A 15,980-nucleotide genomic window follows, 5' to 3' on the forward strand; every position below is an offset into this window, starting at 1 on the left:
CCGCCGGGTTGCACCCCGGGCGCTACCGTTGCCCTGCGTGGTCCGCGGTTTCCGCTTCCGCGCAGAGCGGGGCCAGGCCCGGCGGGTGCCGCTGTGCGCTGTCGTCGGCCTGCACGGCGGCTACGATCTGCGCGAACGCTGCGTCGGCTTCCGGCATCGGCAACAGCATCCACACGTGGAACATGCCCTCGTATTCGTAGTACCGCAGCGGCAATCCCTGTTCCTGCGCGAGCAGGCGGAAGGCGCGGCAGTCGGGCAGCAACACGTCGTGGGTGCCGATGAACAGCGTCACCGGCGGCAGGTCACGCAGGCTGCCGTAGATGGGGCTGACCTGCGGCAGCGTGACGGGATCACCGCCGGCATAGACCCGGCCGCACTCGATGCCGCCTGGCTTGGACAGCATCGGGTCCAGCGGTTCGAGCGCATCGATGCCCGGGTTGCTCCCTGTCGCGTCCACGAACGGTGACATCAGCACCAGCCTGCCGGGCAGCGCGCGCCCGGAATCGCGCGCGATCTGCGCCAGCGCGAGCGCCATGCCGCCGCCGGCCGAATCGCCCATCACGGTCAGGCTGGCGGGCGGCTGGCGCTGCACGATCTGGTCGTAGAGCGGCAGCATCCCGGCAAACACGTCGCGGTAGGTATGTTCCGGCGCCAGCGGATAGATCGGCACGATCACCGTCGCGCCAAGGGCATCCACCAGCTTGCCGATGAAGTCCCAGTGCTGGCTGACGATATCGAATACGTAGCCGCCGCCGTGCAGGTAGAGAATCTGGCGGCCGCTGTCGGCGCCCCGCGGGCGCACGGTGTAGACCTCCACGCCGGCAACCAGTTCCATGCTGATTTCATGGCGCGCCAGCAAGCGCGGCGAGGGATCCGCCCGGCCGATCTTGCGGCGGCGGCGAATCTCTTCGTGCAGCGCCTGCGCACTGGAAAAACGGTGTTTGCGCCGGACCAGGCGCAGGGCTAGCCGCCACAGGCGGTACTGGATGCTTGGCATGACGATCTCCCGGAGTATTGCACCGGCTTCACTCACGGCCGGCTGAGGCGCCGCGGCGCACCTGCGAATGCACACGGCATGCCCGCAGTGCAAACGCCAGATACAAAAAAGGAGCCGGCTAGCGGCTCCTTTTCAAGCTGGAAACAGGCCCCGATCAGGCAGCTGCTGCGTCCTTCAGCTTCTTCAGCGGGCGCACCTTGACCTTGACGCTGGCGGGCTTGGCCGGGAACCAACGCTCTTCACCGGAGAACGGGTCCTTGCCGAAGCGCTTCTTCTTGGCGGGCACTTGCTGGGCCGTAACCTTCATCAGGCCGGGCAGCGTGAACTCGCCTGCGCCCTTCTTGTGCAGCGCGCTGACGATGGTGTTTTCCAGATGAGCCAGCACCGTCTTCACGGCTTTGGCCTCCAGCTGGGTCTGTGCTACCAGATGAGCGACCAGGCTCGACTTGTTGAAGGTTTCCTTCAGCGGACGCGGGGTTACCGCGGCAGCTGCGGGAGCAGCCTTCTTGGCCGGCGCGGCCTTCTTGGCAGCAGCCTTTACAGGTGCAGCTTTGGTTGCCGGTGCCTTCTTGGCAGCGGTCTTGGTTGCAGTCTTCGCGGTCGGATTCGCTTTGGTCGCCATATCTATAAAGATGAGTTGAACAGAATGATGTCGCACGGGATGTGGCATCCGATGTCGCTCGACGCTTCGTCGATCGACTATCGGCGTGCGGCATCGACTGAATCATAGCGGAAACTACGGGACGTCAAGGGGTTTTCGCACATGCCAACGCAAAAACCGGGGTTTTCCCCGGGGTTTTTTGAGGTTTTGTCTCTTGCGGCCTGCCGTTCTGTCGCGCGGACGCAGCAGTGGATAGGTCGCCGGACCCTATATACAAGGGCTAAACGCGTGTTTTTATCTTTTTTGCCACGCGCGCTCCGGCCTCAACCGCGCAGCTCGCGCCGCAGGATCTTGCCGGTCACCGTCTTCGGCAACTCGTCGATGATTTCCACCACGCGCGGGTATTTATAGGCCGCCATGCGCTCCTTGCACCAGGCCTGCAGTGCTTCCGGCGTGACGCTCGCCTGCGGCTTGAGGCTGACGACGGCCTTCACCGTCTCGCCGCGATAGGCGTCTGGCATGCCCACCACGGCCGCCTCGCGCACCGCGGGATGGGTGTACAGAACATCCTCCACCTCGCGCGGCCAGACCTTGTAGCCGCCGGCAACGATCATGTCCTTCTTGCGGTCGACCAGGTAGAACCAGCCTTGCGCATCCATGAAACCGACGTCGCCAGTGTGAAAATAGCCGCCGGCCATGGCCTTGGCCGTCTCTTCCGGCTTGTTCCAGTACCCCGGCACGATCATCGGCCCGCGCGAGATGATCTCGCCGACTTCGCCCACGGGTACCGGTTCGCCCGCGTCGTCGCCGATAAAGGAATCGACGTTGAAGGCGGGCAAGCCGATCGCCAGCGTGCCGGACGCGGGGTCCACCGGTGCCTCCCGGCCGAGCGGCACCACATGGGTGGGCGAATTGGTTTCGGTCAGGCCGTAGCCGTTGTGGATATAGTGCCCAAACTTGCCGCGGAACTGCGCCACCACGCTCGGTGGGATCGGTGCGCCGCCCGAATAGATCTTGTCCAGCGTGGCGAAATGCGCGCGGGTGGCATCGGGATGGTTCATCAGCGCGATGAACACCGTGATCGAGCCGATCGTGAACGCCACCCGCCGGTCGCGGATGGCTTCCAGAATCACGCCCGGCTCGAAGCGGCAGGCCAGCACCAGCGGCGCGGCGCAGATGAAAGCCGCGGCGATGTGGCCCACCAGGCCGGTGATATGAAAGAGCGGCGCCACGCCCAGGATCGGACCGCCTTCGCGCAAGCCGATCCAGTCGCGGTACACCTGCGCATTGAAAGCGACATTGCCGTGCGTGTTCATCGCGCCCTTGGGCACCCCGGTGGTGCCGGATGTGTACACCAGCATCGCGATATCGCTGGCCGCCGGCGTGAGCGGCGCCGGACGCTGGCCGTGATGCGTCTGCACCAGCGCCAGCATGTCGGGCACGCCTTCGGCGGGCCGGCGCCTGGATGCGGCAAACAGGCGGGAATCGTTGCGCGTCTGGAAATCGAGTTCGGAGGTGGTGATCACCGCCGGCAGCGCAAGGGGCATGCCGGCATCGGCCTGGCCGCCGCGCTCCGCTTCGAACAGGCCCTTGACCACGTCCGCGTAGAGGGATTCGTGGCAAATCAGTACTTTGGCGCCGGAGTCCGCCAGCACCAAACGCAGTTCACGCGCGCGGTTCATGGGGTTGACCGGCACCGCGATGGCGCCGAGTTTCCACGCGGCGACCAGGCCGATAACGAACTGCGGTACGTTCTGCAAGTACAGCGCGATACGCTCGCCACGCGTGCAGCCGCGCGATGACAGCGCTACTGCCAGCGCGTCGGAAAGCGAATCGAGCTCGCCATAAGTGAGCGTGGCATCGAAATAGTGAATCGCCGGGCTTGCCGGCGCGCGGCTTGCGGCAGCCCGGAAAATGGTCAGCGCATCGGTAAATTGCGGGGTAATGATGTGCGGCTGGCCGGCGTTGTAGCTGGAAAGCCAGGGCTTTTCTTCATAGGGCGTCATGAGGCACCTCGATATGCGCGGCGGGTAGTGTCAGGATAGCGCTTGGCCGGAACGGAACTGACGGCCGCCCGGCGTGGGATGCCCGTTGGGCACCGCCGCCTGGCAGGCCGCCGGGCCTTACTTGATCACCACCGGGTTGACCGGTGCGCCGCTCCCGTGTACGACCTTGAGCGGTGCAGCCGTATAGAGGAAGGCCCACTGCTTGTCTTCGGCGCAATCCGTCGCCAGCGGATCGAGCTGGGCGATCTCGGTCAGCGTGACGCCCAGGTTGCGCATCAGGGCGTTGTGCAGCGGCAGGGCCACGCCCGATACCGGGTCCACGGTTACCTCGTTGGCGATGGTGTCCGTGACGAGGTTGGGGATTTCCATGCGATGGAACCAGTCGACCAGCTCCGGGCTATAGGTCAGGCCCGGCTCGACGAAATTGCGGTAGAACTCGGCCTGGTCGCGCTTGTAGAAAGAGCCGATCCAGCCGGTGCGGATCACGAGGATGTCGCGCTTCTCGATGCGCGCGCCCTGCATTTCGGCGGCGGCCAGCAGGTCGTGGTGGGTGAAGGTTTCGCCAGGGTCGAGCACATCCTTGCCGCGATGCCGCGCCATGTCGATCAGCACGCCCCGCCCTACCACGCCACGCTCCGCGATCGGCAGGACGCTGGCCTTGTCCAGCCCGCCGATGGTGGACCTGGCATCGTAGCCGTTCCACAGCTGGTCGCCGTACCAGACATGGCCCAGGGCATCGTACTGGGTCGAGCCCTGCAGGTACATGATCATCATGTCGTCAGCGTACTCGCTTTCGCCCGGAAACTTTGGACCTTTGCCGCAAAGGTAATGGCCCTTGTCCATCACGTTCAGGCGGCGCGCCTGCGAGCGCCCCGGCCAGACGGGGTCGCCGGCGGGATTGCCCATCTGGATCTGCAGGGTGAAGGTCTTGCCGGAGCGCACGGAGGCCACGCCGCGCAACACCTCCGCCTGGGTGAGATAGTTCAGCGAACCGACCTCGTCGTCCGGGCCCCATTTGCCCCAGTTTTTCGGCGCATCGCGCAACAGCTCGGCAACCAGCGGGACGTTCTTTGATTCCATGCCATGTCTCCTTGGTGGATTGACCCTGTGGAATCGCACTTCGCGGTCATGCCCGGCGTGCATGGTCCATCATGCTCGGAGCCAATAAATGCGAACGGTCGTGCGTTTTTATTGTGGGTCGAGTGTAGGACCAGGGAACGAACGTTGTCCATACATGGAAAACCCGCCGGAAATCCAGGGAATCCCAAGGGTGCGCGCTCAGTCGTCCAGCCCGAAAGCCAGCAGTGGTCCGAGCACCAGCGCGCCAAGCACGATCATCGACAGGCCGCTGTCCATGTGCTTCCATTCGTGCAGCACAGCCCGGGCATCGGCCTGCGCCCAGAACAGCGCGACAACGCCCGCGAGGACGACCAGCACGGCCGCGGCCAGCGCGAGACCATCGCGCGTGGCGCGGTGGTCGATGCCGGAAGGACTATCATTGGGGATGCGGACGCTTTGCATGGCCTGACTCCTGTTTAGCGGTGAGCGTGACGATGAACGGCGTCCATTGTGGTAACCCCAGCCTGAACCGAGGCTGAGCACGCCGTTCAGCTTCCGTTCAGGCAGGCCCCGGCACACTGCTCCGATCGACCAAGGCTTGCCCGCTCCCGTATTGCCCCGCTTCCTTACACCATTGCTTCCATTCCGCGGCGCGCGTCCTGCGCGCACTGCCTCCTCGCCCACCTGGCCGCCGCGCGCGGCGCGTGCGCTGCTGCCGCTGGCGGCTGCCCTGGCTTTGCTGCTGGCGGCCGCGCCGCCAGCCCATGCCGACAAGGATGCCGACCGCGCCCGGGCGGCCGTGCAGTCCGGCGAAATCCTGCCGCTCACGCGCATCCTGGAAGCGGTATCGGCCCAATACGCGGGCGATGTGATCGGCGTCAAGCTCGACCGCGACGATGGCGTCTGGCAATACGAGGTCAAGCTGCTGCTGCCGGGCGGCTCGGTGGCCAAGCTGGAATACGACGCCAAGACCGCCACGCTGCTCAAGGCCAAGGGACACGGCCTTGAGCAGGCCCGCAAGAAATCCTGATCCCCATGCGCATCCTCCTGGTAGAAGACGAACCCACGCTGGCCGCGCAGATCCATGCGAGCCTGGTCGACGCGGGCTACGCGGTCGATACGGCGGCCGACGGCATCGATGGCTGGCACCTGGGCGCCGAAGAGCCCTACGATGCCGTGGTGCTCGATCTTGGCCTGCCCAGCCTTGACGGGCTATCCGTGTTGCGCCGCTGGCGCGCGGCGCAGGTGAACCTGCCGGTGCTGATCCTGACCGCGCGCGATAGCTGGACCGACAAGGTGGAAGGCATCGATGCCGGGGCCGACGACTATCTCGCCAAGCCCTTCCGCATGGAAGAGTTGCTGGCGCGCATCCGCGCCCTGATCCGGCGCGCCCACGGCATGGCCGCGCCCGAACTCGCCTGCGGACCGGTGCGCCTGAACGCACGCACGGGCGTGGTGACGGTCGATGGCGCCGCCGTGGTGCTGACCGCGCATGAGTTCAAGGTGCTCGATTACCTGATGCACCACCCGGGCGCGATCATCAGCAAAGCGGTGCTGACCGAGCACATCTACGCGCAGGATTTCGATCGCGACAGCAATACGATCGAAGTGTTCGTCGGCCGGCTGCGGCGCAAGCTCGGCGTCGACGTGATCGAGACGGTGCGCGGCCAGGGTTACCGGCTGCGCCCGCCCACCGCCTGATCCATGCGCCACTCCTTAGCCATCCGGCTGCTCGCGGTCGCGGCTGTCTGGCTGGCCGCCGCGCTTGGCGGCACCGGCTGGCTGCTCTCCACGCTGTTCGCGCGCCATGTCAACGAGACCTATGTGCGCCAACTCGACAACCAGCTCACCAGCCTGGCCGCCGCGCTCGACTGGAGTCCCGACGGCAAGCTCGCGCTGACGCGCGCGCCGGCCGATCCGCGCTACGAACTGCCCTATTCCGGCGCCTACTGGCAGGCGCAGGCAAAGGGTGCCACGTTGCGCTCGCGCTCGCTCTGGGATGCCGAGATGCCTGCCACGGTGGGCAACCAGGTGGCGGGCAGCCACGCGGAAATCCGGCCCGGGCCCAACGGGCAATCGTTGCTGGTGGTATCGCGCCCGATCGTGCTGGCGTCGGCGGACACGCCGGTGACGCTCTCGGTCGCACTGGACCGCACCGAGCTGCGCGCCGCGCGCCAGGCCTTCAACCGGTTGCTGGGCTGGTCGCTGACGGCGCTCGGCGCCGGACTGCTGCTGGCGGTGGCGGCCCAGGTGAAATTCGGCCTGGCGCCGCTGGCGCGGTTGCGCAGGGCGCTGGCCGCGCTACAGGCACGCCGCGAGACCCGGCTAGGGGGGACGTGGCCGACCGAAGTGGTGCCGCTGGTCAATGAAATCAATACCTTGCTGGCGCGCAACGCCGATGCGCTGGAGCGCTCCAGGCGCCAGGCCGCCGATCTCGCCCATGCGGTCAAGACACCGCTTGCCATCCTTGCCAACGAAGCCGGGCGGTTGCCCGGCGAGGCGGCCCGCGCCGCCGCCGCGCAGGTCGAAGCGATGCGCCGGCAGGTGGATCGCCACCTGGCGCGCGCACGCGCGGCCGGTGCGGCCGGTGCTCGCGGTGCCCGTATCGAGGCCGGTCCGGCGGCGGCCGAGCTGGCGCGCGCGCTTACGCGCCTGCACAGCGGGCGCGAGATCGTCATCGAAGTGGAAGGCAGCGGGCACTTTGCCGGCGACCGCCAGGACCTGATCGAGATCCTCGGCAACCTGCTCGACAATGCCTGCCAGTGGGCCCGCTCGCGCGTTCGCGTCAGGCTCGCGGAGCAGGCAGGCATGCTCGAAATCGTGGTGGAAGACGATGGTCCGGGCATGCCGCCCGAAGCGCGCGAACTGGCTACGGCCCGCTTCGGGCGCCTGGATGAGTCCGCTGCCGGCAGCGGACTGGGGCTGGCCATCGTCAGCGAGATGGCAGCCCTTTACGAGGGAGGACTGGCGCTAGGCGGCAGCGACCTGGGCGGGCTGCTGGCCCGCCTGCGGCTGCCGGCGGGCCAGGCATGACAGGCCCGCCCTTGCCTGTCAGCAGGCAGCCGTCATCTTGAAGATGCCTTGGGCATTGCCGGCATCGAAGGACAGGTCCAGCGTGCCGCCCGCGGCTTCCGAGGCGGGCACGAAATCGCGCGTGATGAACTCATAGAACGAGCCCGGCACGGTGCGCTTTACCACGGTGCCGTCGGCACCGACAAACCGGCGCTCCACCGGGTCCGCCTTGAACGCCGTCTGCAAGACCCGCCCGGAGCGCGACACTTCCACCGTATCCTTGATCGGACGACCCAGGCCGCGTTGCGCGTCGGCCACGGCGCGCACGTCCGCCACGCGGTCGGTGGCATGGTTGAACGCATTGCCCTCGGTGGAAATCCAGGCCATCTCGGCCGATTCCTTCAGCAGCAATTCATAGTCGGCCAGCGCCGGCTCGGCATGATGACGGTCGAAGCAGGCGGCCAGCTTGGGCACCAGCCGAGCCGCGTCGGCCATCGGCAGGCTGGCATCGCGCTCCAGCACGGCCAGCTGCGCCACGGCATCGTCATCGAGGGGGTCGGCGGACGCCGACACCACGCGCGATACCGCGGCCTGGAATGCCGCGCTGAAACGCTCGGGGTGCAGTTCGCTCAGGAAGTACTGCGCGATGTCGTCCGGCAGGTCGGCATGCGCGTAGGAGCGGCCCGTCATGCCGATGCGATCGAGCGGATAGGTGCCGTTGAGGCGGTAGCCCAGCGGCGCGAGGATGCGGGTGAAGGCGATCTCGCCCGCAGGCAGGTCGCCGCATTCCCACTTGACCGTGCGCAGCGCGCCGTGGTCGAACACTACCTGGCCGCCCGCCTCGATGACGTCGCGCGTATAGGCCATGCCCGTCGGCACGCGTTCGAGGATGCCAGCGAACAGCACCATATTGAGCGCCTGCGCTAATTCGGCACGGCTGGCTTGTTCGCTGCTGGAAGACAGCAGTTGCGGCGAAACATTCATCAATTGCAGCAACTGTGCTGCTTGTGTCTCGCCACAAACGGTCTCGAGGAGGCGTTGCAGATTCGGCTTCGTCATGGTCAATGCGCTGGAATTCGTTTGTTTTCAGGGGATGGCGGGAGCCGACGGCCCCCGGGCGGGTCTTATTGTGCGACCGCGGCAGACTTCGTACAATTGATAACTTCGCACCAACTTCCTTCCAAAAACGCACTATGCGCAAAGGCATTCCCAGTCTCACGGCGCTGCAGATGTTCGAGGCCGCGGCACGGCTTGGCAGTTTTACCCGCGCCGCGGACGAACTGGCGGTAACGGAAAGCGCGGTATGCCGTCAGATCGCCGGCCTGGAAGCGCGGCTGGGCGTGCCGCTTTTCCACCGCATCCGCAAGCGCATCGTGCTGACGCCAGCGGGCGGGACCTATGCCGAGGAAGTGCGGGAGCGGCTCGACCAGATCGAGCAGGTCACGCTGGATGTGATGGCCCAGCGTCCGCGCGGGCGCGCCATCGAGCTGGCGATCGGGCCCACCTTTGCCAGCCAGTGGCTGATCCCGCGCCTGCCGCTGCTCGCCCGCGCCCTGCCTGACCTGACGCTGCACCTGTCGGCGCGCACCGAGGCATTCGAGCTTAGCGATACCGCTTTCGACGCGGCGATCTATTACGGCGAGGGATTGTGGCCGGGGACCGAAGGCGAGCGCATCCTGGAAGAAGGCCCTTCGGTCCCGGTGTGCAGTCCGTCCCTGCTGGGACGCCGCAAGCAACTGGGCCTGGATCAACTGCTTGACCTTCCGCTGCTCCACCTGAACACGCGCTTGCGCGCCTGGAGCGACTGGCTTGCCGCCGCGGGCGCGGCGCAGCCGGCGCAAGCCTTGCGCGGCCCGCGCTACGACCTCTACACCATGCTGGCGCAGGCGGCGGCGGCCGGCGTCGGCGTAGCCCTGATCCCACGCATCCTGATCACCGAGGAACTGGCGCAGGGCCGGCTGGTGGTGCCATTCACCGCGCTGCCGGCCGGCATCGACAATCGCAAGGCCTATTACTTCGCTCACCGGCGCGGCCTGGCACCCGACGACAAGGTCCTGCAGCTACGCGGCTGGTTGCTGGAGTGCGGCGCGCAGGGGGATCCTGTCATTGCGCGTGGGCGATGACGGCCTCGCGTGTCTCCCGCGCCAGGCCTGCGGCAAAGGCGGCTTCCGCCACCAGGAACAGCGGCCCGATCAGCAGTCCGGCCAGATCGTCCACAAACGCCGGCTTGCGGCCTTCGTAATAGTGGCCGACAAACTGGATCAGCCAGCCCGCCACGAACAGGCCGACGCCCCAGGCCAGCCACACGCCGGTGGATAGCGCCGCGATCGCGTCGCCGAGGTACACGAAACCGGCCAGGATCAGTGTCATCGCCAGCCCGAAACCCGCCGACAGGCGCAGGTAGAACAGGCAGGACAACCCGTACACCACCATGGCCGGGGTCAGGTACGCCGGGCCTTCGCCGAGCGTCATGGCCGGGCGGGCCAGCAGCGTGGTCACGGCCAGCACAATCATGGGAATGCCGATGAAATGGGTGAACACGTTGCGCGCGTTGCGGTGATAGGCTGCGTAGTTGGCCAAGTGGTCGATCAGGGTCTTCACGGGGCTCCTCCTGCCAGGGCATCGTTATCGCGGCTGCTTTATGGTGGCCGCCTGTTGTGGCCGTATAGTAATAGGCAGGGAAAAGCCCGTCTGTCCGGTTTCTGACAATCCGGCATGGCGCCGATAAAAGGAGATCATCATGCGCTTGGCGCCCCGCGAACGGCAGGAGCCGTCCCCGGATCCGCTGCGCGTCCTGCGTGGCGGCAGCTGGTTCGGCACCTTGCCGGCGGCTCTGCAGGACACCCTGCTGCGGGACGCCGTCAGCCGCAAGCTCGCGGCCGGCCAGTTGCTGTTTGCCCGTGGCGACGCCTTTGATGGCATCTACGCCGTGGTGGCCGGCACGGTGCAGATCGACACCCACAGCGAGTCGGGCAAGGCGGCCCTGCTCGGCCTGCTGGAACCGGGCAACTGGTTTGGCGAGATCTGCCTGTTCGACGGACTGGCCCGCACGCACGATGCCCACGCCACCAGCGCGGCCACCGTGCTGCACCTGCAGCGCGACAGGCTCTATGCGATGCTGTCCGCGCATCCCGAATGGTGGCGCGAATTTGGCAAGCTGCTCGCAGCCAAGACCCGGGAGGCGTTCCATTACGTGGAAGAAACGCAATTGCTGCCCCCGCTCGCGCGCACCGCGCGCCGGCTGGTGGCCATGGCGCAGGCTTACGGCAACCAGCCCGGACTGGAGCGCCGCTCCGTACACATCCCGCAGGAACAGCTTGGCCAGATGCTCGGGTTGTCTCGCCAGACGGTCAACCAGGCTCTGCGCGAGCTCGAAACGCGAGGGCTCCTGCGCCTGCATTACGCGGACATCGAGCTGCTCGACCTGCCGGCGCTGCTGGCGCTGGAATGAGCCCGCCATGACTTCCCGACACTTCAGCCTGCGCGGCTAGCGCAAGGCAAACATCGACATGACCACATGACTACGCTAGACGACATCCGCCTGCACGCTTATCTCGAGCGCATCGGCCATCCGCAGCCCGGCCAGCCGGACCTTGCGGCGCTCGACAGCCTGATTGCCGCGCACCTGGAGCATATTCCGTTTGAAAATGTCGACGTGCTGCTCGGGCGCCCGATCCGCATTGGCCTGGACGCAGTCTTCGACAAGCTGGTCACGCAGGCGCGCGGCGGCTACTGTTTCGAGCAGAACACCTTGCTTGCCGCCGTGCTGCGAACGCTTGGCTATGGCGTTACAGCGCTCGCCGCGCGGGTGCGGTGGAATGTCCCTGACGATGTGCCCACCATGCAATCGCATATGCTGCTGCGCGTGGAAGCGGCACATCACAGCTATATCGTGGACGTGGGCTTCGGCGGCCCCAACCCGTATCGCGCGATGCCGCTGCCGCAGACGGAGCGAGCCGATGCAGCATTCCCTTACCGCCTGGCAGCGGTGGATACGCCAGGCGCCGCGTTTCATCTCTACGACCTGGAAGTCGGCGGCGCAAATGGCTGGCTCAAGCTCTACCGATTCGATCTTTCGCCGCAGCAGGCGATCGATTTCGAACCGCGCAACTGGTACACCTCAACCCATCCCGACAGCCTGTTCCGCAACGCACTGACCATGGCGCGCTCGCAGGGCGGCAGCCGGCTGACGCTGGTCAACGACGACCTTACCGTACGCGCTGGCGATGGCAGCGCGCAACGCCAGCGCCTGGAAACCCCGGCGGCAATCATCGAAGCGCTGGCGGACAGCTTCGGCCTCGCGCTGGATCCTGCCGACCGGGATCAACTAACGCGGATGCTGCCCGCGTTGATCGCAGCGCGGCGATCAAGCTAGGCGCGCTTCAGCCGGCTTCAGCCAGATTCAGAGCGTACCTCGAAGCCTGCCGCCTCAAGCAGCGCCGGCAGGCCCGCGTCCCCGACCATATGCAGCGCGCCCGCCACGATCAGGGTCGGCACGCGGTCCGCGATCAGCGACCGGATCTTCGGCATCCATTGCCGGTTGCGCGCGTCGACCAGGACCGCCAGCGAGCACGGCCACTGTGCCCGGCGCTGCGCAAGCAGCCTGGCGAACGGTTCGGCTTGCCCCTGCCGCCACCATCGCACCATGTCGGCCGGCTCCGCGGCGGCGAGTTCGGGTTGCTCGGCGAAGAAGGCCAGCATCGACATCTGCTCATCAAGCGGCACGCCCTGCAGCATGCGCAGCGCTTCGGTACCGTCTTCCAGCGCATCCGTCGCCCGTCCTTCCGCCGTGGCGCGCGTCCACAGGAAACGATCGACGCCATGCTGCGCCAGGATGCCGTGCCGCGCGGCCAGCGCGAACTGCAGGTGCATTGCAGCAAACACGGGACGCAGGTGTTCCAGCTCCGCACCGGGCAGCCCGAAGTCCAGCCATAGCGCCCGCACCTGTTCGAACGTGGCAGGCGGCAGATGCTGGCTGAGTCCATCGCCGTCCGGGAAATACGCCGCGCCGAAATCCGGTTGCCGGTCCAGCGCTACCTCGAAGACGATGCGGGCCGACGCGTGCCAGGCTTGCTCAGCGGCCCGCTCCAGGGCCGATAACGGCGCATCCAGCACGTGGATCGCCCCGAGCAGGTAGACCTCGGTATTCCTGATTTGCCAGAGCATGTGGCGCTTGCCTTGTCCTGAATGATTGGTATGGCCGGGCGACGCGTTGCACGCCGGGCACGCTGCAAGCATACCCTTGCGCGCGCATCGCACGCACGTTATGCACCGCGCTCATTGCCAAAAGAAAAAACGCTGATAAGCCGGGCCAGGCGCGGATTTGTGTGTGGACTGCGCGATAGCGCCCAACCATAATGTACCGGGCGGTAGGATTGCCGGACGCGCGATCAGCGGCCTGGCCGCACGGCACCGCCGCATGATCCGCTGTGCAGAACACGCATCCGGCGATGCTGCCAATAGGAAGTTTCGATAGCGCCCTTTACAGAACATCTGGTCCCGCCCCGCGAGGACCAGGACACCAGGAGACACGCATGTCATTGTTCGACCTGACCGGCAAGGTTGCCGTCGTCACCGGCTCTTCACGCGGCATTGGCCGTGCCATCGCGGAGCAGATGGCGGTACAAGGGGCCAAAGTGGTGATTTCCTCGCGCAAGGCCGAGGCCTGCCAGGAAGTCGTCGATGCCATCAATGCCAGGCATGGTGCCGGCACCGCCATCGCCGTACCGGCCAATATCTCCTCCAAGGAAGATCTCCAGCACCTGGTCGACACAACCAACAGCACGTTCGGCAAGATCGACGTGCTGGTCTGCAACGCCGCCTCCAATCCCTACTACGGCCCGATGAGCGGGGTCACCGACGAACAGTTCCGCAAGGTGCTGGACAACAACGTCATCTCCAACCACTGGCTGATTCAGATGGTCGCGCCGCAGATGATCGAACGCAAGGACGGCTCGATCATCATCGTGTCGTCCATCGGCGGCCTGCGCGGCTCGCCCACCATCGGCGTGTACAACGTTTCGAAGGCGGCCGACTTCCAGCTGGCGCGCAACCTCGCGGTGGAGTTCGGTCCGCACAACGTGCGCGTGAACTGCATCGCACCGGGCCTGATCCGTACCGATTTTGCCAAGGCGCTGTGGGAAGATCCGGAGCGCTACAAGCTGTCGACGCAGGGCGCGCCGCTGCGCCGCATCGGCGAACCGGTGGAAATTGCCGGCGCCGCGGTGTTCCTGGCCTCGGCTGCCAGCACCTTCATGACCGGCCAGGCCATGGTGGTGGACGGCGGCGTCACGATCTGAGCCACGCCGCACCCGTTGTTCCCTTTACGGGCTCGCTCCAAGCCTGAAGCTTGAGGCCTGAGCCGGGGCGCACCGTGCCCGCACCCATTGCCGCCCGGCTCTCCGGGTGGGCGATGCGCGCGGGCACGCGTGCCTCGCCGGCACGCCAGAGCGCTGCCCATCCTGCCATGCAGTCAGGGAGGCATCGATGTCGAACAACCCGCAAACCGCTAAGTCCTGGCCGGCCATCAGCCTGGCCGAAGCGCACGCCCGCCTTACCGCTCCCGGCGCCCCTTTCGAAACCGAAACGCGCGTGATCCGGGGCATCTCCACCACCGTCTGGAAAAACGCGCCGGCCACGCTGCGCGACCTTTTCCTGCAAGCCCGCGCGCTGGGTGACAAGACCTTCGTCGTCTATGAAGACGAACGCGTGTCCTATGACGCGTTCGGCCGTGCCGCGCTGACCATCGCGCATGCGCTGATCCGCGACGGCGTGCGCAAGGGCGATCGCATTGCGCTGGCCATGCGCAACCTGCCGGAATGGCCGGCGGTCTTCTACGGCGCCTTGCTGGCCGGCGCCATCGTCACGCCGCTCAATGCCTGGTGGACCGGCGCCGAACTGGAATACGGCCTGGCCGACTCCGGCAGCAAGATCGCCATCGTGGATGACGAGCGCCTGGGCCGCATCCTGGAGCATCTGCCGGGCTGCCCCGCGCTGCAAAAGATCTACGTCAGCCGCGCCACCGCGCCACAGGCCGACGCGCGCATCGCGGCGCTGGAAGGCCTGATCGGCACGCCCGCGCAATGGGCCGCGCTGCCCGGGTTGCCTGTGCCGGACATCCCGCTCCACGCCGACGACGACGCCACCATCTTCTACACCTCGGGCACCACCGGCAAGCCCAAGGGCGCGCTTGGCACCCACCGCAATGCCACAAACGTGGCGGTGGCCGCCGCGTTCAGCCCGATGCGCAATTGCCTGCGCCGCGGCGAAGCCATCCCGGCCCCTGACCCTGCCGCACCGCAGAAAGGCATGCTGCTGTCGGTGCCCTTCTTCCACGTCACCGGCTGCATGGCGGTGCTGAACGGCGCGCTGGCCAGCGGCACCAAGATCGTACTGATGCGCCGCTGGGACGTGGTGCGCGCCATGGGACTGATCGAACGCGAGCGCTGCACGGCGGCTGGCGGTGTCCCCACCATCGCGTGGCAGATCATCGAGCATCCGGAGCGCGAGCGCTTCGACTTGTCCTCGCTGGAAAACGTCAATTACGGCGGCGCACCCGCGTCGGCCGAACTGGTGCGCCGCATCACCGAGGTGTTCCCGCACTCGGCGCCCGGCATCGGCTGGGGCATGACCGAGACCTCGGCCACCTTCACCAGCCACAGCGCCGAGGAATATGTAGCGCGCCCGGAAAGCGGCGGGCCGGCACTGCCCATCGGCGAGATGAAGGTGGTGGATGGACGCGGCCGCAGCTTGCCCACCGGCGAAACCGGCGAACTGATGGTGCGAGGCGCCAATGTGGTGCGCGGTTACTGGAACAAGCCGGAAGCCACCGCGCAGACGTTCATCGACGGCTGGCTCAAGACCGGCGACATTGCGCGGCTGGACGAGGAAGGGTTCGTCTATATCGTCGACCGCATGAAGGACATGCTGATCCGCGGCGGCGAGAACATCTATTGCATCGAGGTCGAGAGCGCGCTGTACGATCACCCGGCGGTGATGGACGCGGCGCTGGTGGGCATCGCCCACCGCACGCTGGGCGAAGAACCGGCGGCGGTGGTCAGCCTCAAGCCGGGTGCGCAAGCGACGGAGGCCGAGCTGCAGGCGTTCGTGGGCGAGCGGCTGGCAGCCTTCAAGGTACCGGTGCGGATCGTCTTCTGCCCCGACATGCTGCCACGCAATGCCAATGGCAAGATCCTGAAATCGACTCTGCGCAAGATGTTCGACGCGGCGGCCTGAGGCCGGGCTTTAACCAGGCACGCATAGCAACCCGGTCGCCGTGAAAGGGGGCACGTCGGCCAGGCTTGCC

Annotated in this window: 16 protein-coding genes; 8 read left to right on the top strand and 8 right to left on the bottom strand. The window is 66.7% G+C overall.

All coding sequences use genetic code 11. The features are described from left to right. Window positions 1-22 precede the first annotated feature (22 nt). From AC1DS6_RS03595 to AC1DS6_RS03615, 5 genes are all read right to left on the bottom strand, one after another. The gene (locus AC1DS6_RS03595; RefSeq protein WP_477102077.1) at window positions 23-997 is read right to left on the bottom strand and encodes an alpha/beta hydrolase; all 975 of its coding nucleotides are present in this window, start codon (window positions 995-997) and stop codon (window positions 23-25) included. 154 nt (window positions 998-1,151) lie between these two features. After that, window positions 1,152-1,619 (bottom strand): HU family DNA-binding protein, encoded by a 468-nt coding sequence (locus AC1DS6_RS03600; RefSeq protein WP_035861317.1) that lies wholly within the window; start codon window positions 1,617-1,619, stop codon window positions 1,152-1,154. A gap of 302 nt (window positions 1,620-1,921) precedes the next feature. Further along, the gene (locus tag AC1DS6_RS03605) at window positions 1,922-3,604 is read right to left on the bottom strand and encodes a class I adenylate-forming enzyme family protein (protein ID WP_477102078.1); all 1,683 of its coding nucleotides are present in this window, start codon (window positions 3,602-3,604) and stop codon (window positions 1,922-1,924) included. Between the two features lie 117 nt (window positions 3,605-3,721). After that, window positions 3,722-4,684, bottom strand: coding sequence for a cyclase family protein (locus tag AC1DS6_RS03610; RefSeq protein ID WP_477102079.1), 963 nt, complete (start codon window positions 4,682-4,684; stop codon window positions 3,722-3,724). Window positions 4,685-4,882: 198 nt separating this feature from the next. Then, entirely contained in the window at window positions 4,883-5,125 is a 243-nt protein-coding gene (locus AC1DS6_RS03615; protein ID WP_441636707.1) for a hypothetical protein, read from the bottom strand. Between the two features lie 172 nt (window positions 5,126-5,297). On the opposite strand from AC1DS6_RS03615, the gene AC1DS6_RS03620 reads away from it, so the two are divergent. Genes AC1DS6_RS03620 through AC1DS6_RS03630 form a run of 3 tightly spaced genes read left to right on the top strand, consistent with a single transcriptional unit; the run spans window position 5,298 to window position 7,696 of the window. Further along, window positions 5,298-5,693 (top strand): PepSY domain-containing protein, encoded by a 396-nt coding sequence (locus AC1DS6_RS03620; RefSeq protein WP_447430857.1) that lies wholly within the window; start codon window positions 5,298-5,300, stop codon window positions 5,691-5,693. A gap of 5 nt (window positions 5,694-5,698) precedes the next feature. Then, on the top strand, window positions 5,699-6,364 hold the full coding sequence (locus tag AC1DS6_RS03625) for a response regulator transcription factor (RefSeq protein ID WP_441637713.1): 666 nt from the start codon (window positions 5,699-5,701) through the stop codon (window positions 6,362-6,364). 3 nt (window positions 6,365-6,367) lie between these two features. Then, complete coding sequence (locus AC1DS6_RS03630) at window positions 6,368-7,696, top strand: sensor histidine kinase (protein ID WP_477102080.1); 1,329 nt, start codon at window positions 6,368-6,370, stop codon at window positions 7,694-7,696. An 18-nt stretch (window positions 7,697-7,714) separates the two neighbouring features. Here the strand turns inward: AC1DS6_RS03630 and AC1DS6_RS03635 are convergent, their stop codons facing one another. Then, on the bottom strand, window positions 7,715-8,734 hold the full coding sequence (locus AC1DS6_RS03635; RefSeq protein WP_477102081.1) for a 2-oxoadipate dioxygenase/decarboxylase family protein: 1,020 nt from the start codon (window positions 8,732-8,734) through the stop codon (window positions 7,715-7,717). 134 nt (window positions 8,735-8,868) lie between these two features. On the opposite strand from AC1DS6_RS03635, the gene AC1DS6_RS03640 reads away from it, so the two are divergent. After that, entirely contained in the window at window positions 8,869-9,798 is a 930-nt protein-coding gene (locus AC1DS6_RS03640; RefSeq protein ID WP_441627731.1) for a LysR substrate-binding domain-containing protein, read from the top strand. Here the strand turns inward: AC1DS6_RS03640 and AC1DS6_RS03645 are convergent. Beyond that, window positions 9,779-10,276 carry an Mpo1 family 2-hydroxy fatty acid dioxygenase gene (locus tag AC1DS6_RS03645; protein WP_441627733.1) on the bottom strand — a complete coding sequence of 166 codons (498 nt, stop codon included), beginning with the start codon at window positions 10,274-10,276 and terminating at the stop codon, window positions 9,779-9,781. The genes AC1DS6_RS03640 and AC1DS6_RS03645 overlap by 20 nt on opposite strands. A 139-nt stretch (window positions 10,277-10,415) precedes the next feature. Between AC1DS6_RS03645 and AC1DS6_RS03650 the strand changes: the two genes are divergently transcribed. Further along, entirely contained in the window at window positions 10,416-11,126 is a 711-nt protein-coding gene (locus tag AC1DS6_RS03650; protein WP_441627735.1) for a Crp/Fnr family transcriptional regulator, read from the top strand. A gap of 66 nt (window positions 11,127-11,192) precedes the next feature. Then, a complete protein-coding gene (locus AC1DS6_RS03655; protein WP_477102082.1) occupies window positions 11,193-12,050 on the top strand; it encodes an arylamine N-acetyltransferase family protein in 858 nt (285 codons plus the stop codon). Between the two features lie 17 nt (window positions 12,051-12,067). On the opposite strand, the gene AC1DS6_RS03660 is transcribed toward AC1DS6_RS03655, so the two are convergent. Further along, the gene (locus AC1DS6_RS03660) at window positions 12,068-12,841 is read right to left on the bottom strand and encodes a TraB/GumN family protein (RefSeq protein ID WP_441627739.1); all 774 of its coding nucleotides are present in this window, start codon (window positions 12,839-12,841) and stop codon (window positions 12,068-12,070) included. Window positions 12,842-13,209: 368 nt separating this feature from the next. Between AC1DS6_RS03660 and AC1DS6_RS03665 the strand changes: the two genes are divergently transcribed. Together AC1DS6_RS03665 and AC1DS6_RS03670 are read left to right on the top strand one after the other, a co-directional pair. Next, complete coding sequence (locus AC1DS6_RS03665) at window positions 13,210-13,974, top strand: SDR family oxidoreductase (protein WP_035861350.1); 765 nt, start codon at window positions 13,210-13,212, stop codon at window positions 13,972-13,974. A gap of 187 nt (window positions 13,975-14,161) precedes the next feature. Then, window positions 14,162-15,910 (top strand): class I adenylate-forming enzyme family protein, encoded by a 1,749-nt coding sequence (locus tag AC1DS6_RS03670; protein ID WP_477102083.1) that lies wholly within the window; start codon window positions 14,162-14,164, stop codon window positions 15,908-15,910. The last annotated feature ends 70 nt before the right edge of the window (window positions 15,911-15,980 follow it).

Source organism: Cupriavidus sp. 05L310 (genome assembly GCF_056398185.1).